Annotated in this window: 6 protein-coding genes and 2 pseudogenes; all 8 read right to left on the bottom strand. The window is 71.0% G+C overall.

Translation table 11 applies throughout. The features are described from left to right. Positions 1-173: 173 nt before the first annotated feature. The 8 genes and pseudogenes from ABD346_RS03115 to ABD346_RS03085 all read right to left on the bottom strand — a co-directional run bounded on the left by ABD346_RS03115 (position 174) and on the right by ABD346_RS03085 (position 25,942). Positions 174-401, bottom strand: coding sequence for an MbtH family protein (locus tag ABD346_RS03115; protein WP_189970506.1), 228 nt, complete (start codon positions 399-401; stop codon positions 174-176). Between the two features lie 41 nt (positions 402-442). Next, the gene (locus ABD346_RS03110) at positions 443-1,750 is read right to left on the bottom strand and encodes a lysine N(6)-hydroxylase/L-ornithine N(5)-oxygenase family protein (protein WP_344371261.1); all 1,308 of its coding nucleotides are present in this window, start codon (positions 1,748-1,750) and stop codon (positions 443-445) included. 185 nt (positions 1,751-1,935) lie between these two features. Continuing rightward, positions 1,936-2,613: an FMN-binding negative transcriptional regulator gene (locus ABD346_RS03105; protein ID WP_344371259.1), complete on the bottom strand. Its 678-nt coding sequence runs from the start codon at positions 2,611-2,613 to the stop codon at positions 1,936-1,938. 105 nt (positions 2,614-2,718) lie between these two features. Beyond that, positions 2,719-9,726, bottom strand: coding sequence for an amino acid adenylation domain-containing protein (locus tag ABD346_RS03100; protein WP_344371258.1), 7,008 nt, complete (start codon positions 9,724-9,726; stop codon positions 2,719-2,721). A gap of 187 nt (positions 9,727-9,913) precedes the next feature. Next, positions 9,914-11,695: pseudogene (locus tag ABD346_RS38575) on the bottom strand (condensation domain-containing protein); the annotation flags it as partial. Positions 11,696-11,764: 69 nt separating this feature from the next. After that, positions 11,765-19,024: pseudogene (locus ABD346_RS03095) on the bottom strand (amino acid adenylation domain-containing protein); the annotation flags it as partial. Positions 19,025-19,031: 7 nt separating this feature from the next. Beyond that, the gene (locus tag ABD346_RS03090; RefSeq protein WP_344371257.1) at positions 19,032-24,608 is read right to left on the bottom strand and encodes an amino acid adenylation domain-containing protein; all 5,577 of its coding nucleotides are present in this window, start codon (positions 24,606-24,608) and stop codon (positions 19,032-19,034) included. Beyond that, on the bottom strand, positions 24,605-25,942 hold the full coding sequence (locus tag ABD346_RS03085) for a serine hydroxymethyltransferase (protein ID WP_381230234.1): 1,338 nt from the start codon (positions 25,940-25,942) through the stop codon (positions 24,605-24,607). The genes ABD346_RS03090 and ABD346_RS03085 overlap by 4 nt, the downstream gene beginning before the upstream one ends. Positions 25,943-26,442 lie beyond the last annotated feature (500 nt).

Below are 26,442 nucleotides of genomic sequence, written 5' to 3'. Positions count from 1 at the left end.
CCGATACGGAAGTCATGACATCTCCGGATTAAGGGGGGTGATCAGGGCTGGCGTAGGGGGTGCGCCACAGGGACGTGGCTCGCACTCCGGTGGTCGTGGGGGGCGGGGCGGGGGCCCGTGCCGAGCTTCGTCGGCCGGAACGGGCTCCTCGCCCGCCCTCTCCCTGCCACGGATCAGACGACGAGAGCGTCCCTGTCCATGGCCTCACGCAGAGACTTGGGCCGCATGTCGGTCCAGTTCTGCTCTATGTGCGCCAGGCACTGCTGGCGGCCTTCCTCGCCGTACGCGACCCGCCAGCCGGCGGGCACGTCGGTGAACGAGGGCCAGAGCGAATACTGCTCCTCGTCGTTCACCAGAACGTAGAACCGGCCATCCGCGTCGTCGAACGGGTTGGTGCTCATGGGCAACTCCTAATCTTTTCGATACATCCGCGTCATGTGAATCACGCCGTGCTGTAGTGCCGAGGCGTCCTCCTCTCGGCAATCGAATCGGCGATCTCGCCGCTCCTGATCGCGATGTTCGACAGGAGCGAGGACGCCAGTCCGTGGGTGTGCTCGGTGCCGCCCTGGAGGTAGACACCGCAGGTCACATCCGGTCCGGTGGCCAGGCGGTAGTCCCGCTCGACCCGGAGCCGGCCCTGCTCGTCGCGCAGGCAGTGCGCCTCCAGGTCACCGAGCAGCTCGCTGGGCTCCATGGAGTCGTAGCCCGTCGAGCAGATGAGGACGTCGACGTCGAGGTTGTACGTCTCCTCGTTGCGCACCGACTGCAGGGTGAGCCGCACGTCGTCGCCGACCTGCTTGACACCGTCGACGCGCGAGAGGTTGAGGAAGTTCAGCCGGGGGGTTTTGCGCACCTCGTCGTCGTAGGCGCGCTGGTAGAGGTCCCTGATTACCTGGTCATCGACCACCCCGTAATTCGTGTTCTTGTGGTAGCGCCAGAAGGAGTCCTTCGAGCGCTCGGAGCCGTGGTAGTAGTCGTCGACGGCATCGGCGTCGAAGATCTGGTTGGCGAAGGGGGTGTCGTCCGCGATCGAATATCCGTAGGACGGCATGATCGCGCTGACGGTGGCGTCCGGAATCGTGTCGTAGACGAACCGGACGATTTCGGCGGCGCTCTGGCCGGCGCCGACCACGGCCACCCGCTTGACCTTGCTGTGGTCGAGTTTCCGGAATTTCTCCAGGAATTCGGAGCTGTGCCAGATGCGCTCGTCTCGGTCGATACCGGCGGGCATTTTGGGTACGAGGCCGGTCGATACGACGATGTTGCGGGCCTTGACCGTGCGCGATCCGCCGCTGGTCCGGTCGCGCACCTGGACCTCGACGTGGTCGGCGGGGCCCTCGCTCTGCGGCAGCCGGACCGAAAGGACTTCCGAGCTGTAGGAGACGCGGTCCGCGAAGCTGGACTCGGCCCATTCGAGGTAGTCGTGGAACTCCTCGCGGGTCGGGAAGAAGCTCTGGTTGTTGACGAATTGCGCGAGGCGGCCCGCGGAGTGCAGGTAGGAGATGAAGCTGAACTGCGACGCCGGGTTGCGGAACGTGGACAGATCCTTGAGGAAGGAGATCTGCATGGTCGCCGACGGGAGCAGCATGTTGCGGTGCCATCCGAGGGTCGGCTGCCGCTCGAAGAAAGCGGCCGAAATCGGGTTTCCGTGTGCCTTGCTCTCGTGCTCCTCCAGTGCCACTGCAAGGGACAGGTTGGACGGACCGAATCCGATTCCGACGACCTCGTAGACTTCGCCTTGGGTTTCCATGCAATTCTCCCGCCGATTCGTGGTGGTTGTATGAGACCGTACTCGGTATTTCTTCGGCCGGTCAACCGGGCTGAAAAGAATTCCGGGGAATTATTTTCGAGTAATTCCGGGCGGCCTGTATTTATGCACCGGCACCGATGCCGTGCGAAATTGCTTTTCTGGCTTTTCGGTTCTCGGGGCGGTTCTCAGGCGGCGTGCGGGCAGCCCGGCGGCGGCAGCCTGCTCATCAGGCCGGCGGCTTCGCGGTGGCGGCTGGAATCGCGCCCGGCGAAGGACTCGCGCACCCGCTCGCGGACGTGGGGGTCCTGTTCCTGGCTGAGCTTGAACATCCCCTCGGCGCCGGTCACATCGACCCGGAACGCGCCCACGGCGGGCAGGATCTTGCGGAAGTAGTCGATCGACTCGGACATGTCCCAGCCGGCCCCGAAGTCGCCCTCGAAGGCGCGGACGGTCGAGCGGACGAGCTCCAGCGTCTCCTCCTCGGCCTCGTCCGGCTCGATCTTGCGGAGCACCCCGTGCACATGGACGGAGGTGAAGTCCCAGGTCGGGGCGGCGGGAGTGACCTGGTACACCGTCGGCGAGACATAGCCGTGCGGCCCGGTGAAGGCCAGCAGCACCTGGGTGCCGTCCTTGAGGGCCTTCCAGTGCGGGTTCGCCCTGTTCATGTGGCCGAGCAGCTTGGCGCCCGCCAGGTCCTTCGACCACTCCTCGGTCATCGTCGGGTCCTGGATCACCGGCAGATGGGTGGCGTAGGGGCCGGCGGCCCCGGGGCCGTTGGACACCATCAGCGCCAGCGGATTGCCGCGCAGGAGGTCGACCATCCAGGAGGAGGCCGGCTGACGATAAGGGGCAGGAACGAACATGGAAGAAGCACATCCTTCGGTGCCGGGAAAGGTGGTTGGTCCGCCCGGGGGCGCGCTGTGCGCGCCCCCGGGAAAGCCAGGCCGCCCCTGGGGCCGGAGCGCGCCTTACTGTTCTTCGAGGAAACGGTCGACGGCCGCCGCAATAGCGGCCGCGTGCTCGGGACGGCAGATCTCGTAGTGCGTGCTCACTACGTCGTGCACCGTCAGTGATCCGAGGATGTGCGACTTCCACTGGTCCATGTACGGGGCCTCGGGATTGAGCGTCGCGTTGAAGAAGAGGGCGTCGCCGTCGAAGACGGGCTGGTCGAACTTCTTCAGCATTTCCACGTTGTTGACCACGATGGACGATGCGATTTCGAGGAGGCGCTCTTCGCCGTTGTCGGCCAGTTCGCCGGAGTGGTCCTTGAGGAGACTTCGGACCTGGGCCACTTCGAGTTCTGCGTTGTTGGCGAAGTGGCTTGCGGGAGCGGCGTCCAGGAGGCCGAGGAAGGCCACTTCGTGGCCGCGGCGCTGGAGTTCTGCCGCCATTGCGTGGGCGACGATTCCGCCGAAGGACCAGCCTGCCAGGTGGTAGGGGCCCTCGGGCTGGTTAGAGAATATCTGCTCCAGATAGTCGTTCACCAGAGATTCCACGGAATCCGGAAGAGGCAGCGTGCCGTCCAGTCCGCGCGCCTGGATTCCGTACGACGGGCGCTGTCCGGAAAGGTGCCCGGTGAAGCTCAGGTAGGGCCAGGCGAGGCCGCCGGCGAGGTGGATCCACCACAGAGGCTCCTTGTCCCCGCCGGTCTTGATGGGCAGGATCCGCGCGAACGGGTCGGCGTTCTCCTGGGAATCGGTGTCCGCGTCGATATAGGCGGCGAGTTCGGCCGCTGTCGGCGACTGGAACACCGCCCGCATGGGCAGCGCCACATCCATCCTGGCGCGGATCCGGCTGTTGAGCCGGGTCGCCAGAAGCGAATGCCCGCCCAGCGTGAAGAAGTTGTCGTCGATGCCGACCTTCTCCAGGCCCAGAATGTCCGCGAACAGTTCGGTGAGTGCCGATTCCGTCTCGTTGCGGGGCGCCCGGTATTCGACGCCGACGAATTCCGGCGACGGAAGCGCTGCCCGGTCGAGCTTTCCATTCGGTGTCAGCGGCAGCTTCTCCAGCATCATGAAGGCCGCCGGAACCATGAACGCGGGCAGTCTGTCCGTCGCGAACCGGCGCAGTTCGTCCACGTCAACGGCCCCTTGCTCGGCGACGGCATAGCCGACGAGCTGCTTGCCCGCCGCCCCGCCGTCCAGGGCGACGACGGCCGCCTGGGAGACGTCCGGGTGGGCCACCAGGGCCGCCTCGACCTCGCCGGGCTCGATGCGGAACCCTCGGATCTTGACCTGGGCATCGCCCCGGCCGACGTATTCGAGCTGCCCGTCGCGGTTCCAGCGGGCCAGGTCGCCCGTGCGGTACATGCGCTCGCCGGCCGCGCCGTAGGGCGTCGCCACGAAGCGCTCGGCCGTCAGGTCGGCCCGGCCGCGGTAGCCGCGGCCGACGTTGCCCGCGATGTACAGCTCGCCGACCACGCCCACCGGCACCGGCTTGAGGCCGGGGCCGAGCACATAGGCGCGTACGTGGCCGAGCGGCGAGCCGATCGGGGCGCTGCCCGAGCCGTCCCAGTCCTCGGTGTCGGGGACCGTGAAGGTGGTCGCGTAGAACGACTCGCTCTGGCCGTAGGCGTTGACCATCCTGACGCCCGGGAACGTCTCCCGGATCTGCTGCACCAGGCTCGCGGGCAGCGCCTCGCCTGCGAAGACGAGGGTGTCGACGGTGGTCTTGTCGGCGAGCTGGTCGACGAGTTCGGCGAAGACGGAGGGGACGGTGGAGATGACGTTGCCCTCCCACCGGTCCTTCTCGCCGAGCGCCAGCACGTCGCGGACGACCTCGACGCTGCCGCCGGTCACCAGCGTCGTGAAGATCTCGAACGCGGAGACGTCGAAGTTGACCGAGGTGCCGGCCAGCATCCGCCGCCCGGGAGCCGCGCCGATCCGGGTCGCCAGGCGCAGCACACCGTTGACGACGTTGGAGTGGGTGATGGCGACGCCCTTGGGCTTGCCCGTCGAGCCCGAGGTGTACATGACGTACGCCAGGTGCTGGGGCCGCAGCGTCGCGACCTTCTCGCCGTCGTCGACGCCCTCGCGCTCGCTGTCGAGGTCGAGTTCGTCGACGTACAGCTTCGGCACGTCGTTGTCGGGGAGCACCGAGACGGTCCTGGAGTCGGTGAGGACCAGCTGCGGGGCGGCCTCGGTGAGGATGTGCTCCAGGCGGTGGCTCGGGTACTTGGGGTCGATCGGCAGGTAGGCGCCGCCCGCCTTGAGGACCGCGAGCAGGCCCGCCACCAGGTCGGTGGAGCGCGGCAGGGCGACCGCGACGACGCTCTCGGGGCCGACCCCGCTCTCGGTGAGCTCGGCGGCCAGGCGGTTGGCCCGGATGTCGAGTTCGCGGTAGGTGAGCGAGACGCCCTCGTGGACGACGGCCTCGGCGTCCGGGGTGGCCACCACCTGGCGCTCGAAGAGCTCGGGGACGGTGGTCTCGGGGGCGGGGTCGTCGGCCTGGTTGAACTGGTTGAGCAGCCGGTCGCGTTCGGCCTCCTCCAGGACCTCGACCTGGGCGATGTGCTTGCCCGGGTCGGCGGCCAGCTGGCTGAGGATGCGCACCAGCGATGCCGCGAGCGACTCCACGGTGTCCCGGCCGAAGACGCCCTCCTTGTACTGCAGGGTGAGCCGCAGGTACGGGTCGGCGTCCGCGAGCAGGGTCAGCGGGTAGTGGGTGCCGGAGAAGGGGCGGATGCCGGTGAAGGTGATGCCGCCCGCGGTGTTGGCCTCGGTCAGGCCCTCCTGGTCGACGGGGTAGGACTCGAACACCACGAGGGTGTCGAAGAGCGTCTTGAGCCCGGTGGCCTGGTGGATCTCGGCGAGCCCGTAGTGGTGGTGGTCGAGAAGGGCGGCCTGCCGCTTCTGGAGGCGCTGGAGCATCTCGGCGAGGGTGTCGCCGGGTGCGTACTCGACGCGTACCGGAAGGGTGTTGATGAACAGGCCGACCATCAGGTCGACGTCGGTGACCGTCGGCGGGCGGCCCGAGACGGTGGCGCCGAACAGCACGTCCTGGCGGCCGGTGAGCTCGCCGATCAGGACCGCCCAGGCGCCCTGGAGCAGGGTGTTGACGGTGATGCCGAGCTCGGAGGCGCGCCGGTTGAGCTGACGGGCCTCGTCCATCGGCAGCACCACGTCGACCTGACCGGCTGCCGAATCGTCGCTCTCGTCGGCGTCCTTGGGGGCGACGATGGTCGGCTCGTCGACGCCTTCGAGTTCGGCGGCCCAGGCGCGGGCCGTCTCGTCGTGGTCCTGCTTGTCGAGCCACACCAGGAAGTCGCGGTAGCCGCGGACCCTGGGCAGCACCGAGCCGTCGCCGGCCGATCCGTACAGCCTGAGGATGTCCTCCATCAGGATCGGGAAGGACCAGCCGTCGAACAGGACGTGGTGGGCGGTCAGGACCAGCTCCGACTTGTCCTCGCCCGTCTTCAGCAGGGCCAGGCGCAGCAGCGGCGGGGTGACCGGGTCGAAGTGCCGGTGGTGGTCCTCGGCGAGGAACCTCTCGAACGCGGCGTCGCGTTCGGCCTCGGGCAGGTGGGTCAGGTCGATCTCCTGCCAGGGCACCTCCAGGCCGTCGACGACGATCTGGACCTGGTTGCCGTCCGAGTCGTTGACGAACGCGGTGCGCAGGTTGGCGTACCGGTCGAGGAGCGCCTGGCCGGCGGCGCGCATGCGGGCCGGGTCGGCCTGGCCGGAGATGTGGAAGGCGATCTGCATCTGGTAGGCGTCGATGGCCTCGTCGTCGTTGAGCATCGACTGGAAGAGCAGGCCGGACTGGAGCGCGGTGAGCGGCCAGGCGTCCACCAGGCCCGGGTAGGTGCGCTCCCAGGTCTCGATGTCGGACTGCGAGACCTTCTTCAGGAGGGGCAGGTCGGAGGGGGTGAGCCCGCCGGCCTCGGGGTCGGCGACGTGCCGGGTGAGGGCTTCGAGGGCCTGGCACCACAGGTCGGCGAGCTCCTGGACCTCTTCGCGGTTCAGTACGCCGGTGGGGAAGCCCACGATCGCGTCGAGCTGGGCGCCCAGCTCGGTGTCGATGACCGCGGAGTTGATCTCGACGGTGGACATGGCGGGCATGTCGGCGTCGAGGTCGGCGGCCAGGTCCAGGTCGGCGACCTGGGTCCAGCCGAGGCCGCGCAGGTGCTCGGGCATGTCGGCGGAGGAGAAGCGGCCCAGGTAGTTGAAGCCGATCTGGCCCATCGGGTGCTGCTTCAGCTCCGCCTCGGTGTCGGGGTTGAGGTAGCGCAGCAGGCCGAAGCCGAGGCCCTTGTCGGGGATGGCGAGGAGCTGTTCCTTGACGGCCTTGACGACACCGCCCGCGGCGGGGCCCGCGGCGAACGCCTCGTCGAGGTCGAAGCCGGTGGTGTCCAGGCGCAGCGGGAACATCGAGGTGAACCAGCCGACCGTGGTGGACAGGTCGGCGCCGGGCACCACGTCCTGTTCGCGGCCGTGGCCCTCCAGCTTGATCAGCGTCGACGGCTCGTCGATGCCGCGGCCCCGGCGCCACTTCGCGACGGCGAGGGCGAGGGCGGCCAGCAGGCCGTCGTTGACGCCGCCGTGGAAGGCGGCGGGCACCTTGGTGAGCAGCGCCTCGGTGACCGCGACGGGCAGGCGGACGGTGAACTGCTCGACCGTGGACAGCAGGTCGACCTTCGGGTCCAGGCGGCGTGAGCCGAGGACCGGGTCGGGGCCGTCCAGGGTGCGCCGCCACAGGTCCATCTCGGCGAGCCGGCTCTCGCTCCTGGCCTCGTCGACAAGGGCGTGCGTCCAGCGCCGCACCGAGGTGCCGACCGCCGGGAGTTCGGGGGTCTTTCCGGCCTTGACCTGCTCCCAGGCCTCGGCGAAGTCGGGGAGCAGGATGCGCCAGGACACGCCGTCGACCGCGATGTGGTGCAGGGCGACGAGCAGGCGCCCGGGGACCTCGGGGTCGGTGGAGTCGAACCAGACGAACTGGGCCATCACCCCGGCCGCGGTGTCCAGGCGGCCGGTGGCGGCGTTGAGTTCGACGGCGGCGAGCCGCTGCCAGTCCTCGTCCCACACCCCGTCGCACTCCACGCGGTGGATGAGCCCGGCGGCGTCCAGGGTGCCCTTCGGGTCGATCTCGATGGCGCCGCCGTCCTCCAGGAGCAGGCGCGAGCGCATGATGTCGTGCCGGTCGACGACGGCGTTGAGGGTGGCGACCAGGCCCGCCTCGTCGATGCCGAGCGGCAGGTCGAGGGCGAGCGACATGGAGAACCGGTCGTATCCGCCGCCCAGTTCGATCATGTACTTGACGATCGGCAGGAGCGGTACGAGGCCGACGCCGCCGCCCTCCAGCTCCTCCAGGACGACCGCGGTGCCGGTGCTCTCGGCGACCTGGGCGAGCTCGGCGACGGTGCGCTGCTCGAAGATCTGCCGGGGGCTGACCTCGACGCCCTGGGCGCGGGCGCGGGTGACGACCTGGATGGAGCGGATGGAGTCGCCGCCGACGGCGAAGAAGTCGTCGTCGATGCCGACCCGGTCCAGGCCCAGGACGTCGGCGTAGACGGCGGCGAGGACCTTCTCTTCCGGGGTGCGCGGCGCGCGGTAGGTGCCGCCGGTGAACTCCGGCTCCGGCAGCGCGTTCCGGTCCAGCTTGCCGTTGGGCATCAAAGGCAGCCGGTCCATGATCACGAAGGCGGAGGGGACCATGAACTCCGGCAGGCGCTGTCCGACGAAGGCGCGCAGGTCGCGGGAGGAGACTCCGGCCGTCAGGTCGTAGTCGTTCTCGCCGACGTTCTCGGCGCTGGTGTGCTCGCCCGCGCCGACCGGCACGACGTAACCGACCAGCTGCCTGGCGCTGTTGCTGCCCGCGCCCGCCCGTACGACGACGGCGGCCTGGGCGACGCCGGGGTGGGCGACCATCGCGGCCTCGACCTCGCCGGGCTCGATGCGGAAGCCGCGCACCTTGACCTGGGTGTCGCTGCGGCCCACGTATTCGAGGTCGCCGTCGGTGTTCCAGCGGGCGAGGTCGCCGGTGCGGTACATCCGCGAGCCGGGCTCGCCGTAGGGGTCGGCGACGAAGCGCTCGGCGGTCAGGTCGGGGCGGCCGAGGTAGCCGCGGCCGACGTTGCCGCCGACGTACAGCTCGCCGACCACGCCGGGGGCGACGGGCTGCAGGCCCGGGCCGAGCACGTAGGTGCGCATGTTGCCGAGCGGCGCTCCGATGGGCGCGCTGCCCATGCCCTCCCACTCCTGGTCGCCCCAGACGGCGAAGGAGGTGGCGTAGAACGACTCGGTCTGGCCGTAGGCGTTGATGACCTGGACGCCCGGGATGAGCTCCCGCATGCGGGTGACCAGCGTGGCCGGGAGGGCCTCGCCGGCGAAGACGACGGTGTCGACCTCGATGCTGCCCGCGAGCTGGTCGAGCAGCTCGGAGAAGGCGGACGGCACGGTCGAGATGACGTTGCCGCTCCAGCCGCCGCGCTCGCCGATCACCAGGACGTCGCGGACGACCTCGATGGTGCCGCCGTGGCAGAGGTTGGTGAAGATCTCGAACGCGGAGACGTCGAAGTTGATCGACGTGCCGGCCAGGGCCTTGCGGCCCGGGCCCGCGTTGATGCGTGCGGCCAGCTGGGTGACGCCGTTGACGATGTTGGCGTGGCTGATGGCGACGCCCTTGGGGGTGCCGCTGGAGCCCGAGGTGTACATGACGTACGCCAGGTGCTGCGGCTTCAGGGCTGCCGTGCGGTCGCGGCCGGTCAGGTCGGCCGCATCCCCGTTGTCCAGGTCGACGTCGCCGAGGAACAGGGCCTCGATGTCGCTCTTCGGCAGCACCGAGACCGTCTCGGCGTCGGTGAGGATCAGCTGGGGCTTCGCCTCGCCGAGGATGAACTCCAGGCGGTGGCTCGGGTACTTCGGGTCGATCGGCAGGTAGGCCGCGCCCGACTTCAGGACCGCCAGCATGCCGATCACCAGCTCCGCCGAGCGCGGCAGCGACAGCGCGACGACCGACTCCGGGCCGACCCCGCGCATACGTCAGCTCGGTGTCTTCGAAGACCACCGCGACCGCGTCCGGCGTCGCCGCCACCTGCTGCTCGAACAGGCCGGGCACGGTGACCTGCGGGGTCGGCACGGCCGTGCTGTTGCGGCCGCGCAGGACCAGCTCGCGCTCGGCCGGCTCCAGGACGTCGACCAGGCCGACCCGCACCGCCGGGTCCGCGACCAGCTGGCGCAGCACCCGCACGAAGCGGGCCGCCATCGCCTCGACCGTCGATCGGTCGAACAGGTCGGTCGCGTACTCGATGAGGCCCTGGGCCTCGCGGCCGGTGGGCTCGGTGACCTCGGTCAGGTTGAAGAACAGGTCGAACTTGGCGGTGCCGGTGATGACAGGCACGAAGTCCACCCGCAGGCCCGGCAGGTCGAAGTCGGCCTGCGCGAAGTTCTGCCAGGCGAACATCACCTGGAACAAAGGGTGGTACGCGGTGGAGCGGTCCGGGTTGAGGAGCTCGACCAGGCGCTCGAAGGGGGCGTCCTGGTTGCCGTACGCGCCGAGCGCCTTGTCCTTCACCTGGGCGATCAGCTCGTCGAAGGTGGGGTTGCCCGCGAGTTCGGCGCGCAGCACCCAGGTGTTGACGAAGAAGCCGATCAGGTCGTCGAGGGCGTCGTCGGTGCGGCCCGCGATCGGCGAGCCGATCGGGATGTCGTCGCCCGCTCCCAGCTGGTGCAGCAGGACCGCGAGGACGGACTGCATGACCATGGAGACCGTCACGTCGCGCTCGCGCGCCAACTCCTCGACGGCGGCGAGCAGTTGGGGCTCGACGGTGAACTCGATCATGTCGCCGCGGTAGCTGGCCTTCGGCGGCCGCGGCCGGTCGGCGGGCAGCTGGAGCGGCTGCGGGATGCCGGAGAGCTCCTTGTGCCAGTAGCCGGACTGGTCGGCGAGGACGCTCTCGGGGTCGTCGGCCTCGCCGAGCAGCTCGCGCTGCCAGATGGCGTAGTCGACGTACTGGACCGGGAGTTCCGCGAACTCGGGCACCTGGCCCGCGCGGCGGGCCGCGTAGGCGGCGGAGACCTCGCGGATCAGCGGGGCCATCGACTCGCCGTCGCTGGCGATGTGGTGGATGACCAGCGACAGGACGTGCTCCTGCGGGCCGGTCGCCAGGATGCGGGCGCGCACCGGGATCTCGCGGTCGAGCGCGAAGGTGTACTCGGCGGTCTCGGAGATCGCCGCGTCCAGGTGGCCGTCGGCGACCTCGACCACGGGCACGTCCAGGACGGCCTCGCCCACCGGCACGACCAGCTGGAACGGCACGCCCTCGGTGTCCTCGCGGTAGACCGTGCGCAGGCTCTCGTGCCGGTCCACGACGTCCTTGAGCGCGGCGGCGAGCGCCGGTGCGTCGAGGTCGCCGGTGAGCCTGAGGTTCAGCGGGATGTTGTACGTCGCCGAGGGGCCCTCGAACTTGTCGATGAACCACAGGCGGCGCTGGGCGAAGGACAGCGGCAGCTTCTCGGGCCGCCGCTCCAGGCGGGTCAGCGCGGTGCGGACCTTGACGCCGGCCGAGAGGTGGGTGGCGAGCTCGGCGACCGTCGGCGAACCGAAGACCACCTTGATCGGGACCTCCGCGCCGAGCACCGTACGGATCCGGCTGATCAGGCGGGTCGCGAGCAGCGAGTGCCCGCCGAGGGTGAAGAAGTTGTCGTCGATGCCGACCCGCTCCAGGCCGAGCACCTCGCCGAACAGGCCCGCCAGGGTCTCCTCGTCGGTGGTGCGCGGCGCCCGGTAGGCGCCGGAGGTGAACTCCGGCTCGGGCAGGGCGGCCCGGTCCAGCTTGCCGTTGGGCATCAAAGGCAGCCGGTCCAGGGTCATGAAGACGGCGGGGACCATGAAGTCGGGCAGCCGCTCGGCGGCGGCCTCGCGCAGCTCCTCGGCCGTGATGCCTCCGGCCTCGGCGGGGACGACGTAGGCGACGAGCTGCTTGCCCGCGTTGCTGCCCGCTCCGGCCCGGGCGACGACGGCGGCCTGGGCGACCGCCGGGTGCGCCACGATCGCGGCCTCGACCTCGCCGGGCTCGATGCGGAAGCCGCGCACCTTGATCTGGGTGTCGCTGCGGCCGATGTATTCGAGGCGGCCCTCGCTGTTCCAGCGGGCCATGTCGCCGGTGCGGTACATCCGCGAACCGGGTGTGCCGTAGGGGTCGGCGACGAAGCGCTCGGCGGTCAGGTCGGGGCGGCCGCGGTAGCCGCGGCCGACGTTGCCGCCGATGTAGAGCTCTCCCGCAACGCCCTGCGGGACCGGCTGGAGGCCGGGGCTCAGGACGTAGGCGCGCATGTTGCCGAGCGGCGAGCCGATGGGGGCGCTGCCGAGGGCGGCCGGGGAGCCGGAGGCGGTGAAGGTGGTGGCGTAGAACGACTCGGTCTGGCCGTAGGCGTTGATGATCTGCACGCCGGGGAAGGCCTCGCGGGCCCGGTTGACCAGGTCGGCGGGCAGGGCCTCGCCGGCGAAGACCAGGACGTCGACCTTCGTCCTGTCGGCGATCTGGTCGAGGAGTTCGGCGAAGGCGGAGGGGACGGTGGAGATGACATTGCCGCTCCACCCGTCCCTCTCGCCGAGGACGAGGACGTCGCGGACGACCTCGACGGTGCCGCCGGTCACCAGGGTCGTGAAGATCTCGAACGCGGAGACGTCGAAGTTGATCGACGTGCCGGCGAGCGCCTTGCGGCCGGGACCTGCACCGATGCGCTCGGCGAGCTGGGTGACGCCGTTGACGACGTTGTGGTGGGTGATGGCGACGCCCTTGGGGGTGCCGCTGGAGCCCGAGGTGTACATGACGTACGCCAGGTGGTCGGCGACCAGGGCGCCCCTGCGGTCGCCGTCTCCGAGGTCGGGGACGCCTGCCTCGATGTCCAGGTCGACGTCGTCGAAGTCGACGTCACCGTAGAACAGCACCGGTGCGTCGGTCTTGGGCAGGACGGAGACCGTCTCGGTGTCGGTGAGGACCAGCTGGGGCTTCGCCTCGCCGAGGATGAACTCCAGGCGGTGGCTCGGGTACTTCGGGTCGATCGGCAGGTAGGCCGCCCCCGACTTGAGGACCGCGAGGAGCCCGACGACGAGTTCGGCCGAGCGCGGCAGCGAGAGCGCGACGACCGACTCCGGGCCCGCTCCCCCCCTGACCAGTTCCCGGGCGAGCCGGTTGGCGCGGGCGTTGACCTGCGCATACGTCAGCTCGGTGGCTTCGAAGACCACCGCGACCGCGTCCGGCGTCGCCGCCACCTGCTGCTCGAAGAGCGCGGGGATCGTGGCGTCCGGGGTGAGGGCCTCGGTGCTGTTCAACTGCTCAATCAGATGCACTCGTTCAGCCGGCTCCAGGACGTCGACCCGGCCGACCGGGACCGTCGGGTCGGCGATCAGCTGGCGCAGGACCCGCAGCAGCCGGCCCGCCATGACCTCGACGGTGTCGCGGTCCAGGACGTGCTCCTGGAACTGGAGGGTCAGGCGCAGGTGCGGGTCGGCGTCCGCCATGACGGTCAGCGGGTAGTGGGTGCCGGTCGAGGGGCGGATGCCGGTGAAGGCGATGCCGGCCGCCGAGTTGGCGTCGCTGAGCCCGTCGCGGTCCACCGGGTACGACTCGAACACCACCAGGGTGTCGAAGAGCGTCTTGAGGCCGGTGGCCTGGTGGATCTCGGTGAGGCCGTAGTGGTGGTGGTCCAGGAGGGCGGCCTGGCGCATCTGCAGGTTGTGCAGGACCTCGGCGAGGGTGTCGCTCTGGGTGTACTCGACGCGCACCGGGAGCGTGTTGATGAACATGCCGACGATGGAGTCGACGCCGGTGACGGCCGGGGGACGGCCGGAGACGGTGGCGCCGAACACGACGTCCTGGCGGCCGGTGAGCTGGCCGAGCAGCACCGCCCAGGTGCCCTGGACCAGGGTGTTGACAGTGACGCCGAGCTCGGAGGCGCGCCGGTTCAGCTCGCGGACCTCGTCAAGGGGCAGCGGGACCTGGACGTGGCCGATGCCGGAGCTGCCGTGCTCGGAGGCCGCGCCCGGCAGCAGGACGGTCGGCTCCTCGACCCCGGCGAGCTCCTCGGCCCAGGCGCGGGCCGTCTCGTCGTGGTCCAGGCGGGAGAGGTGGACGAGGAAGTCCTTGAAGCCGCGGACCCTCGGCAGCACCGAGGCGTCGCCCGCCGACCCGTACAGGCGCAGCAGGTCCTGCATGAGGATCGGCAGGGACCAGCCGTCGAACAGGACGTGGTTGGCGGTCAGGACGAGCTCGGACTGGTCGTCCTCGGTGCGCACCAGGGTCAGGCGCAGCATGGGCGGGGTGAGGGGGTCGAAGCTCCTGCGGTGGTCCTCGACGAGGAACTGGTCGAAGGCTTCGGTGCGGGCCTGCTCGTCGAGGCCGCGCAGGTCGATGTCCTGCCAGGGCACCTCGACGCCGTCGACGACGACCTGGACCTGGTTGCCCGCGAGGTCGTTGACGAACGCGGTCCGCAGGTTGGCGTGCCGGTCCAGCATGGCTTGAGCCGCGGCGCGCATGCGGGCGGGGTCGACGCGGCCCTCGATGTGGAAGGCCATCTGCATCTGGTAGGCGTCCCACGAGTCGTCGTTCAGCATCGTGTGGAACAGCAGGCCGGACTGGAGCGCGGTGAGCGGCCACACGTCCGTCAGGCCCGGGTAGCGCTCCTCCCACACCTCGATGTCCTGCTGGGTGACGTTCACCAGCGGCAGGTCCGAGGGGGTCAGGCCGCCCGCCCCGGGGGCGGCTGCGTGCAGCGCGAGGGCCTCCAGGGCCTTGAACCACAGCCCGATGAGCTCCTCGACGTCGGCGCGGGCGAGCAGGCCCGCGGGGAAACCCGCCGATACGTCCAGCTGGGCGCCCCGGTCGGTGTCGATGACCATCGAGTTGATTTCGAGCGACGACATGGCCGGCATGTCCTCGTCGAGGGGGGCGGCCATCTCGGAGATCTGGGTGAAGCCGAGGCCGCGCAGGTTCTCCGGCATGTCGGCGGAGGAGAAGCGGCCCAGGTAGTTGAAGCCGATCTGGCCGGTGGCGAGCTGCTTCAGCTCGGCGGCGGTCTCCTCGTTGAGGTAGCGCAGCAGTCCGAAGCCGAGGCCCTTGTCGGGGATGGCCAGGAGCTGTTCCTTGACGGCCTTGACGACGCCGCCCGCGGCGGGGCCCGCGGCGAACGCCTCGTCGAGGTCGAAGCCCGCCGTGTCCAGGCGTACCGGGAACATCGAGGTGAACCAGCCGACCGTGGCGGACAGGTCGGCGCCGGGCACCACGTCCTGTTCGCGGCCGTGGCCCTCCAGCTTGATGAGGGTGGAGGTCTCCTCGATGCCGCGGGCCCGGCGCCACTGGGCGACGGCGAGGGCGAGGGCGGCCAGCAGGCCGTCGTTGACGCCGCCGTGGAAGGCGGCGGGCACCTTGGTCAGGAGGGCGTCGGTGATGTGCGCGGGGAGCTGCACGTTCAGGTAGTCCAGCGCCGTACGGGTGTCGACGGCCGGGTCGAGCGCGCGGGAGCCGAGCAGCGGGTCGGGGCCGTCCAGGACCGAGCGCCACAGCGGGAGTTCCGCGGTGCGCTCGGGGCTGTTGGCCTCGTCGATCAGTGCGTGCGTCCAGCGGCGCACCGAGGTGCCCGACTGCGGCAGTGCGGGGGCCTTGCCGTCCTTGACCTGCTGCCAGGCGGCGGCGAGGTCGGGGAGCAGGATGCGCCAGGACACTCCGTCGACGACGGCGTGGTGCAGGGCGATGACCAGGCGGCCGGGGACGGCGGCATCGGCCGGGTCGAACCACACGAACTGGGCCATCACGCCGGCGGCGGTGTCCAGGCGGCCGGTCGCGGCATCGAGTTCGGCCTCGGCGCTCGCCCGCCAGGCCTCGTCCCAGGTGCCGTCGCAGGGGATGCGGCGGATCAGTGCGGACGTGTCGACGGAGCCGGCCGGGTCGACGCGCATCGCGCCGCCGTCCTCGGTGAGGATGGCCGAGCGCAGGATGTCGTGCCGGTCGAAGACCGCGTTCACTGTGGCGGCCAGGCCCGACTCGTCGATGCCCAGCGGGAGTTCGGCAAGGAGCGACATGGAGAACCGGTCGTATCCGCCGCCCAGCTCCAGCATGTACTGGGCGATGGGGAGCAGCGGGAGCAGGCCTGTGCCGCCGCCCTCGAACTCCTCCAGGACGATGCCGCCGGTGCTTTCGGTCCTGGCGACGTCGGCCAGGTCGGCGACGGTGCGGCACTCGAAGATCTGCCGGGGGGTGACCTCCAGGCCCTGGGCGCGGGCCCGGGAGACGACCTGGATGGAGCGGATGGAGTCGCCGCCGACGGCGAAGAAGTCGTCGTCGATGCCGACCCGGTCCAGGCCCAGGACCTCGGCGTACACGCCGGCCAGGATCTTCTCGGCGTCGCTGCGCGGCGCGCGGTACTCGCCGCCGGTGAACTCGGGCTCCGGCAGCGCCTTGCGGTCCAGCTTGCCGTTGGGCATCAGCGGCAGCCGGTCGAGGATGACGAAGGCGGAGGGGACCATGAAGTCGGGCAGCCGCTGCGAGGCGAAGGACCTGAGGTCGGTGGCCTCGATGCCGGAGCGGAAGTCGTGGCTGTTCTCGTCGCTGGTGAAGGCGGGGACGACGTAGCCGACGAGCTGCTTGGCGGAGTTGGTGCCCTGGCCCTCGCGGGCGATGACGGCGGCCTGGCCGACGCCGGGGTGGGCGAGCAGCGCCGCCTCGACCTCGCCGGGTTCGATGCGGAAGCCGCGCACCTTGACCTGGGAGTCGCCGCGGCCGACGTATTCGAGCTGGCCGTCGCTGTTCCAGCGGGCCATGTCGCCGGTGCGGTACATCCGGTCGCCGGGGGTGCCGAACAGGTCGGGCAGGAAGCGCTCGAAGGTCAGGTCGGGGCGGCCGAGGTAGCCGCGTGCCACGTTGCCCGCGATGTAGAGCTCTCCCGCGACACCCGGGGCGACCGGGCGCAGGGTCGGGCCGAGCACGTAGGCGCGCATGTTGCCCAGCGGGCGGCCGATCGGGGCGTTGCCGCTGCCTTCCCACTCCTGGCCGTCGGCGACGGTGAAGGCGGTGGCGTAGAACGACTCGGTCTGGCCGTAGGCGTTGACGACGCGTACGCCGGGGAACGTCTCGCGGACCTTGGTGACGAGGGAGGCCGGGAGGGCCTCTCCGGCGAAGACCAGGGTGTCGACGGTGATGCGGTCGGCGATCTGGTCGACGAGCTCGCCGAAGGCGGACGGCACGGTGGAGATGATGTGGCCGTCCCAGCGCTCGCGGTCCGCGAGGACGAGGACGTCGCGGACGACCTCGATGGTGCCGCCGTGGCAGAGGTTGGTGAAGATCTCGAACGCGGAGACGTCGAAGTTGATCGACGTGCCGGCGAGCGCCTTGCGGCCGGGACCTGCGCCGATGCGCTCGGCGAGGTGGGTGATGCCGTTGACGATGTTGGCGTGGGTGATGGCGACGCCCTTGGGGGTGCCGCTGGAGCCCGAGGTGTACATGACGTACGCCAGGTGCTGCTGTGCCAGGTTTCCCGAGCGGTCGGCGTCGGTGAGGTTGTCCGCGCCTTCGGTGAGGTCGACGTCGCCGAGGAAGAGCACCGGGGTGTCGGTCTCCGGCAGGACCGAGACCGTCTCGGTGTCGGTGAGGATCAGCTGGGGCTTCGCCTCGCCGAGGATGAACTCCAGGCGGTGGCTCGGGTACTTCGGGTCGATCGGCAGGGAGGCGCCGCCGGCCTTCAGGACCGCGAGGAGGCCGATGACGAGCTCCGCCGAGCGCGGCAGCGACAGGGCGACGACCGACTCGGGGCCGACTCCGGGCGCCACCAGCTCGCGGGCGAGGCGGTTGGCGCGGGCGTTGACCTGCGCATACGTCAGCTCGGTGTCTTCGAAGACCACCGCGACCGCGTCCGGCGTGGACGCCGCCTGCTGCTCGAAGAGCGCCGGGACGGTGACCTCGGGGACCTCGGCGGCGGTGGCGTTGAGCGCGGCGAACTGCTCGCGCTCGGCCGGGGAGAGGATCTCCAGGGCGCCGACGGGCCTGGCGGGGTCGGCGATCAGCTGGGCCAGGACCCGTACGTAGCGCTCGCCGATGCTCTGGACGGTGTCGCGGTCGAACAGGTCGGTGGCGTACTCGATGGTGCCGCGCGCGCCGTCGCCCTCGGCGGCCGGGGCCACGTTGAACTCCAGGTCGAACTTGGAGCTCTTGGTGCCCAGCTGCTCGAAGTCCAGCCGGGCCTCGAGGCCCGGCAGGTCGATCTCGGCGCGGCTGATGTTCTGCCAGGCGAAGAACACCTGGAACAGCGGGTTGTAGGCGGTGGAGCGCTCCGGCGCGAGCTGGTCGACCAGCATCTCGAACGGGGCGTCCTGGTTCTCGTACGCGCCGAGCGCCTTGTCCTTCACCTGGTCGAGCAGGCCCTCGAAGGAGGGGTTGCCGGGCAGCTGGACCCGCAGCACCCAGGTGTTGACGAAGAAGCCGACCAGGTCGGCGAGGTCCTCGTCGATGCGGCCCGCGATGGGCGAGCCGATCGGGATGTCGGTGCCGGCGCCCAGGTGGTGCAGGAGCACGGCGAGCGTGGACTGCAGGACCATCGAGACGGTCAGGCCCTTGTCCTGCGCCAACTGCTCGACGGCGGCCCGCAGTTCGGGCTCGATGTGGAACTCGACGGTGTCGCCGCCGTGGCTGGCCGTCGACGGGCGGACCCGGTCGAGCGGCAGCTGGAGCGGCTGGTCCATGCCGGCCAGCTCCTCGCGCCAGTGGGCGAGCTGGCCGTACAGCATGGACTCGGGGTCGTTCTCGTCGCCGAGCAGGTCGCGCTGCCACAGCGTGTAGTCCGAGTACTGGACCGGCAGGTCCTCCCACCCGGGGGCCTCGCCCCCGATGCGGGCGGTGTAGGCCTCGGTCAGGTCCCGCAGGAGCGGCACCGCCGACTCGCCGTCCGCCGCGATGTGGTGGAACAGGAGGACCAGGACGTGCCCGTCCGGGCCGTGCTTCAGAATCCGGGCCCGGACGGGGATCTCCGCGTACAGGTCGAACGCGTAGTTGATCGCTTCGGCAATGGCGTCGTCCACCTTGTCCGGCCGCACCGGCACGACCGGCACGTCGAGGACGGCGTCCTCGACCGGCAGGATCCGCTGGTACGGGACGCCCTCCTCCTCGAAGAGGACGGTGCGCAGGCTCTCGTGCCGGCCCACCACGTCCCTGAGCGCCGCGGTGAGCGCCGCGGTGTCCAGGTCGCCCGTCAGCCACAACGCCAGGGGGACGTTGTAGGTCGCCGAGGGCCCCTCGAAACGGTCGAGGAACCACAGGCGTCGCTGTGCATAGGACAAGGGGATCACTTTGGGTCTACTCCTTGGTCATCTTGCGCAGACGGGGCCGGCTCTTCGTAGCAGTGGCCTGGATCTGACCCGAAAGCTCCGCAATTGTTGAATACTGGAAAATTGTTCTGATGGACGCTTCGAGACCGAGCGTCCGGCGCATCCGGCCGATCAGCCGGGTCGCCTTCAGCGAATTGCCGCCGAGGGCGAAGAAGTTGTCGTCGATGCCGACCCGCTCCACGCCGAGGATCTCGGCGAACAGCGCGCACAGCGCCTCTTCCTGCTCGGTGCGCCCCGCCCGGAACCCGTCGTCCGCGCCCTGCGCGCCGGGCTCGGGCAGCGCCCCGTGGTCCACGGTTCCGTCAGCGGCCAGAGGCAGCTCCTCCAGCGTCACGAAGGTCACCGGGACCATGTACTCGGGCAGGTTCCGCGCCACGAACTCGCGCAGTTCCTCCGCCCCGGGCGCCGTGGCGCCGCGCAGCGGGACGACGTAGCCGGCCAGTTGGTCGCTGCCGTCCTCGCCCGGCCGGGCGAGGGCCGCCGCCTGGGAGAGCGCCGGGTGGGCGGCGAGGGCGGCCTCGACGTCGCCCAGCTGGAAGCGGTGGCCGCGGACCTTGGCCTGCGCCCCGCCGCGCCCCACGTATTCGAGCCGGCCCTCGCTGTTCCAGCGGGCCAGGTCGCCCGTGCGGTACATCCGCGAGCCGGGCACCCCGTACGGGTCGGCGATGAAGCGCTGGGCGGTCAGGCCCGCGTGCCCGTGGTAGCCGCGGGCCACCTCCCCCGCGACGTACAGCTCGCCGGTCACTCCGGCCGGTACGAGCTGGAGCGCGGGGCTCAGGACGTAGGCCCGCATGCTGCCGAGCACGGAGCCGAGCGGGGCCGCGCCCTGCCCGGTCCATCCTTCGGCGGCGGTCAGTGCGGTCGCGCGGATCGTCTCGGTCGGCCCGTACGCGCTGACCACCCGCACTCCGGGGATCACTTCGCGCACGCGCTGGACGAACGAGCCGAGCAGGACGTCCCCGGTGAACACCGTGGTGGCGGCCCGGATGGGGCCGGCCGCGCGGTTGAGGAGGCTAGCGAAGAGCGGGGCGACCGTGCTGATGACGTCGCCGCTCCAGCCCTCGGGGCGGGCCAGCGTCATCAGGTCCGCCACGACTTCGACGCCCGCTCCGGCGCACAGGCCGGTCAGGAGCTCGAAGGCGGTCGCGTCCCCGTGCGGAGATGCTGCCAGCATCCGGGCCCCGGGCACCAGGCCCGCGCTGTCGGCGAAGCGGACCACGCCGCCTGCGAGCGCCCGGTGGCTGATGGCGACGCCGCTGTTGGCGCCGGACAGGTAGCGCACGCACGCCAGGTGCTGGGGCCGCAGGGCCGCGTTGCGCTCCCGGTCGCCCAGGTCACCCGTCAACTCGCCTTCTTCCAGGGCGAGTTCGTCGATCGACAGGAGCGGTACGCCCGCCTGGAGGAGGTCGTCGGCCAGGGCCGGGGCGCTCGTCGAGGTGAGGATCAGCTCGGGGGCCGCCTCCATGAGGACGACGTCCCGCCGGCGTTCGGTGTACTCCGGGCTGATCAGTACGTATCCGGCGCCGGCCTTCAGGGTGCCGATCAGGGCGATCGCCAGGTCCGCGGTGCGCGGCAGCGCGAGCCCGACCACCGACTCGGGGCCCGCGCTCGCCCGCACCAGGTGGTGCGCCAGGCGGTTGGCCCGCGCGTTCAGCTCCCCGTAGGTGAGCTCGCTGCCCTCGAAGCGGACCGCGACCGCGTCCGGGGTGGCCGCCGCCTGCCGCTCGAAGAGCGCGGTGACGGTCTCGGCGGGCAGCTCGCCGCCGGTGGCGTCGTACGCGCCGAGCAGCTGCTCGCGTTCGGCGGGAAGCAGCACGTCCACGGAGGCGATGCGCCGGCCCGCGTCGTCGGCGAGCTGGCCGAGCACCGAGCGGAAGCGGGCCGCGATGTCCTCGGCAGTGCCCCGGTCGAAGAGGTTCTGGTGGTACTGCAGGGTGAGCCGGTCCGCCTCGACGATCAGTGCGAGCGGGTAGCTGGCGCCGCCCACCGACTGGATGCCGGTGACCTCGATGCCGGCCGCGGCGCTCGCCTCGGCCGTCGCGGCCCGGTCGGCGGGGTAGGACTGGAACGCCACCAGCGTGTCGAAGAGGGCGTCGAAGCCGGTCGCCTGGTGGATCTCGGTGAGGCTGTGGTGGTGGTGGTCGAGCAGCGCCGTCTGGCGCTCCTGGAGGCCGGTGAGCAGCTCGGCGAGCGAGTCGCCGGGCGCGCACCGGGCCCGTACCGGGAGGGTGTTGATGAACAGGCCGACCATCGACTCGACGCCGGACAGGGTGCCGGGGCGGCCGGAGACGGTGGCGCCGAACACGACGTCCTGGCGGCCGGTCAGCGCGGACAGGAGCACCGCCCAGGCGCCCTGCACCAGCGTGTTGGTGGTGACCCCCAGCTCGGCGCCCCGCCGGGCCAGTCGACGGACCTCGTCGGCGGTGAGGTCCAGGGCGACCTCGCCGACGCTCGCGTTCTGGGTGCGCGAGGCGGTCGCGGGCACCAGCGTGGTCGGGGCGTCCACCCCGGCGAGCTCGGTGGCCCAGGCGGCCGCGCTCTCGGCGCGGTCCTGGCGGGCCAGCCACGCCAGGAAGTCGCGGAAGCCGCGCACCTCGGGCAGTGCGGATGCCTCGCCGCCGCTCGCGTACAGGCGCAGCAGGTCCTGGCCGATGATCTGCTCCGACCAGCCGTCGATCAGGACGTGGTGGGAGGAGAGGACCAGTTCGCTTCGCTCGGGGCTCAGGCGCACCAGGGCCAGGCGGAGCAGCGGGGGCGCGGCCAGGTCGAAGCGGTCGGCGCGGTCCTCGGCGAGGAACGCCTCGAAGGCGGCGTCGCGGTCGGCGTCGGTGAGGTCGCTCAGGTCGATCTCGCGCCAGGGCAGTTCGGCGCCGTCGACGACGACCTGCACCAGGTTGCCCGCGGCATCCGCGGTGAAGCCCGCCCGCAGGTTGGCGTAGCGCGTGAGCAGCGCCTGGCCGACCGCCCGCATGCGGTCCGCGTCCACGGCGCCGGACAGGTGGTAGACGGTCTGCATCTGGTAGGCGTCGTCGCCGGTGTCGCTCAGCATCGACTCGAAGAGCATCCCGGACTGCATCGCGGTCAGCGGCCACACGTCGGCGAGGTTCGGGTAGCGCCGGGCGAAGGCCTCGATGTCGTCCTGGGTGAGGTCGACGAGCGGCGCCGAGGCGTCCTCCGCCTGGGCGTTCTCGTCGGCGTCGGTGGCCACCAGGGCGAGTTCGGCGACCGTGCGGGACTGCAGGACCTGGCGCGGGGTGACCTCGATGGCGCGGGCGCGGCAGCGGGTGACGACCTGGATGGAGCGGATGGAGTCGCCGCCGAGCGCGATGAAGTCGTCGTCGACGCCGACCCGCTCCACGCCCAGGACCTCGGCGAAGACGCCGGCCAGGATCTGTTCGCGTTCGGTGCGCGGCGCCCGGTAGTCGGTGTCGGTGAACGAGGGGGCGGGCATGCCCTTGCGGTCGAGCTTCCCGTTCGGGGTGAGCGGCAGCTTGTCCAGGGCGACGAAGGCGGCCGGGACCATGTAGTCGGGCAGCTTGGCCGCGGCCAGGGTGCGCAGTTCATCGGTGTCGACGTGTCCGCCGCCGGTGCCGACGTAGGCGACCAGGCGCCGCCCGTCGTGGGCGACGACCGCGCTCTGCAGCACCGCGGGGTGCGAGCGCAGGACGGCCTCGATCTCGCCGAGTTCGACGCGCAGGCCGTGGATCTTGACCTGGAAGTCGATGCGGCCGAGCAGTTCGATCATTCCGTCGGCGCCGTGGCGGGCCAGGTCGCCGGTGCGGTAGATCCGGTCGGTGACCTCGCCGTGCGACCACTCCAGGAAGCGTTCGGCGGTGCGCTCGGCCTGGCCGAGGTAGCCGCGGGCCAGGCCCACGCCCGCCAGGTACAGCTCGCCGGGCACGCCGGGCGGGACGGGCTGCAGGGCCGCGTCCAGGATGTAGGTGCGCTGGTTGGCCATCGGGCGCCCGTACGGGATGGACGTCCACTCGGGGTCGCTCTGCTCCACCTCGAAGATCGTGGAGTGGATGGAGGCCTCGGTGGCGCCGCCCATCGCGATGAACGTCAGGCCGGGGGCGATCGCGCGGACCCGGTCGGGCAGCGTGACCGGCACCCAGTCGCCGCCGAGCAGCGCCAGGCGCAGCAGCGGCAGCGGCTCGCAGCCGCTCTGCTCGACCTGGTCGGTGAGCAGCTCCAGCAGGGCCGGAGCCGAGTTCCACAGCGTGACGCCGTGGGTGCGCAGGAGTTCGGTCCAGTGCGCGGGGTCCTTGGTGCGGGCCGCTTCCGGGATCACGACGGCGGCGCCGGAGGTGGCCATGCCCAGGTACTCGTACACGGACAGGTCGAAGCTGGGCGAGGACAGCGAGAGCACCGAGTCGCCGGGGCCCACCCGGAAGCGGGAGTTGAGGTCGGCGAGGTTGTTCATCACGCCGCGGTGGCGCAGCGCGATCGGCTTGGGCGCGCCGGTGGAACCGGAGGTGTGGATGATGTAGCAGAGGTCGTCGGGGCCGGAGGTGCGGCCCTGGTTGCCGGCCGGGAGCGCGGCGAGCATGTCGGCGTCGCGGTCGAGGAGCACCAGCGGGCGGGCGTCGCCGTCGGCGGGCAGGTTCGCGGTGAGCGCCTCGCGGCTGACCATCACGGCGCAGGCGGTGCCCTGGACCATGGTGGCGATGCGCTGGGCCGGGTACTCCGGGTCGAGCGGCACATAGGCGCCGCCCGCCTTCAGGATGCCGAGCACCGCGACCAGGAGCTGCGGCGAGCGGTCCAGGCACAGGCCGACGCGTACGTCCGGGCCGACGCCGAGCGAGATCAGGTGGTGGGCGAGGCGGTTGGCCGCGGTGTTGACGTCGCCGTAGGTGTGGCGCACGCCCGCGTGGATCGCGACGGTCGCCTCGGGGTCGCGGGCCGCCTGCGCCTCGAACGCCTCGTGCAGGGTGACGTCGTGCGGCAGGTCCGTCCCGGTCAGGTTCCACTCGACGAGGGTGGTGTGCAGCTCGGCGTCGGTGAGCAGCTGGAGCTCGGCGACGGCCTTGTCGGGCGCGCCGAGCGCGTCGGTGAGCAGGGTGGTGAAGTGGGCGAGGAGGCGGGCCGCGGTCGCGGCGCCGAACAGCTCGCCGTCGTAGTGGAGTTCCAGGGCGGTGCCGCGCACCACCAGCTGGAGCTCGAACGGGGCGCCGCCGGCGGCTGCCTCACCCTCCCCGGCCACGCGCAGGGCGACCGGGGCAGCGCTCGCGCCCGGGGTGCGGGCGTCCGCGGCGCAGTCGGCCAGGGACCACAGCGTGGCGTCGGCGCCGACCGGGAAGCGGGCCTCGCCGCCCTCGAGGGCGAAGGAGACGGCCTCCTGGCCGGTGTAGCGGAAGAGGAAGGCGGCGAAGGCGGCGAGCAGCACGTCCTCGCGGGGCGTCTCGACCGCCGTCTCGGGTACGTCGATGGCCGCGTGGGCCACGGCCGAGCACCGGGACCCGACGCCCGGCCTGCGCGGCCGGTCCGTCGGCAGCAGCACCGGCGGCCACACCGGTGCGGCGGCGTCCTGGGGGTCGTGGTTCACTGTCCGGCTCCAATCAGGGATGCGGGGATGCTGTCGCAGCGCTCCAGCGGCAGCGGGTAGCGGGCGCACAGGCTCTTGACGTCCTCGCGGACCTGGGCTGCCAGCGCCGGGTCGATCTGGTACTCGGTGTCGCTCAGGGCGGTGGTGGCCGAAAGCACGGTGTGCATCAGGCGGGCGCAGTCGCGCATCTGGGCGGGGCCCATGCCGCGCTGGGCGAGGATGTTGGTGCCGAGCCGCAGACCGCTGGTGACCAGCGGCGACTTGGTGTCGCCCGGGATGCGGTTGCGGTTGGCGAGGATCGCGCACTGCTCCAGGGCGCGCTCTGCGACGACGCCGCTCAGGCCGCTCTCGATGATGTCGACGAGCACGATGTGGTTGTCGGTGCCGCCGGTCAGGATCCGGTAGCCGAGCGAGGCCAGTTCGGCGGCGAGCGCGCTCGCGCTCGCCACGATCAGCTGCGTCGTCTCGGCGAAGCCGTCGGTGTCGGCCAGCGCGAACGCCCTGGCCTTGGCGGCGATGGTGGCCGGGCTGGGCGTGCCCTGCGACTGCGGGAACACCGCCCGCTGCATCAGCCGCGACAGCGGGGTCTTGCCGTCGGGGCCGAACGTGCTGTGGTCGCGGCCGGACAGGATCAGTCCGCCGCGCGGGCCGCCGAGCTGCTTGTAGGTGCTCATCGTGGTGATGTGCGCCAGGTCCACGGGGCTGGGGTGCTCGCCGGTGGCGACCAGGCCCGCGATGTGGGAGATGTCCGCGAGCAGGTACGCCCCGACGGAGTCGGCGATGGTGCGGAAGCGGGCGAAGTCGATGGTGCGCGGGTACGCGCTGGCCCCCGCGATGATGAGCTTGGGGCGGTGCGTCCGGGCGAGTTCGGCGACCTGGCCGTAGTCGATGCGGCCCGCCTCGTCCAGGCCGTAGTGCACCGCGTTGTAGTGACGGCCCGTCACCGAGGCCGGGGAGCCGTGGGTGAGGTGGCCGCCCGCGTCCAGGTGCAGGCCGAGGATCGTCTCCCCCGCCGGGACCAGCGCCGCGAGGACCGCGAGGTTGGCCGAGGAGCAGGAGTGCGGCTGAACGTTGGCGTACTGGGCGCCGAAGAGGTCCTTGGCCCGGGCGACCGCCAGGCGCTCGACCTCGTCGAAGCGGGCGGCGCCGGGGTGGTAGCGGTGGCCGGGGTAGCCCTCGGCGGTCACGTTCGACAGGGCCGCGCCGCCGGCCGCGAGAACCGACGGGTCGGCGATGCTGGCGGAGGCGATCATCGCGAGCGTCGCGTCCTGGTGGCGGACCTCCGCGTCCAGCAGGGCCGCGAGCTCCGGGTCCGTGCGGTGCAGGGAGTCCATGCCGATCCGCAGCTGCCTGGCCTGCTCCCCTCCCGCCTCGGAAGCGACATCCTCAAGGGCAGTTTCCACCAATGCGGTGCGCCACTGACCGGCCATCTCCAACACCTCATCTCTCGTTAGAACACTGCCCATAAGGACTGCAAGGACTGGAACGACTGAATTTCTATTTCTTTGGAAATCGACGCCGGGCGGACATTCTTCGGCACACGGCGGAATTCCTTGGGATGCGCCTGGACCATAACTTTTGCGCCAGCCGAAGGGCAACCCTTTCCCTGGCGCTCGAAGAGTGACGGTACGGCGGCGGCTCGGGAGCCGGGGGCTCTCACCGGGAGGGTGTCAAGTGTTCAATTTCCCGGGGGCCCATGTGCTTTTTTCGTCGAATACAAATTAGCGGGTGACGCTCAACAGGAATAGCGGGGGCCGGTAAAAAGCCGGGACATGCGGTGCCCGGTCCGGCGGTTTGGCCCCCGTGGTCCGCGCACCTGGGGTGCGCGGACCAC

The organism is Streptomyces mauvecolor (assembly GCF_039532965.1).
Lineage (GTDB): Bacteria > Actinomycetota > Actinomycetes > Streptomycetales > Streptomycetaceae > Streptomyces > Streptomyces violascens.
Note: the sequence above shows the minus strand (reverse complement) of the source record. Positions and strands in the feature narration are given on the sequence as shown.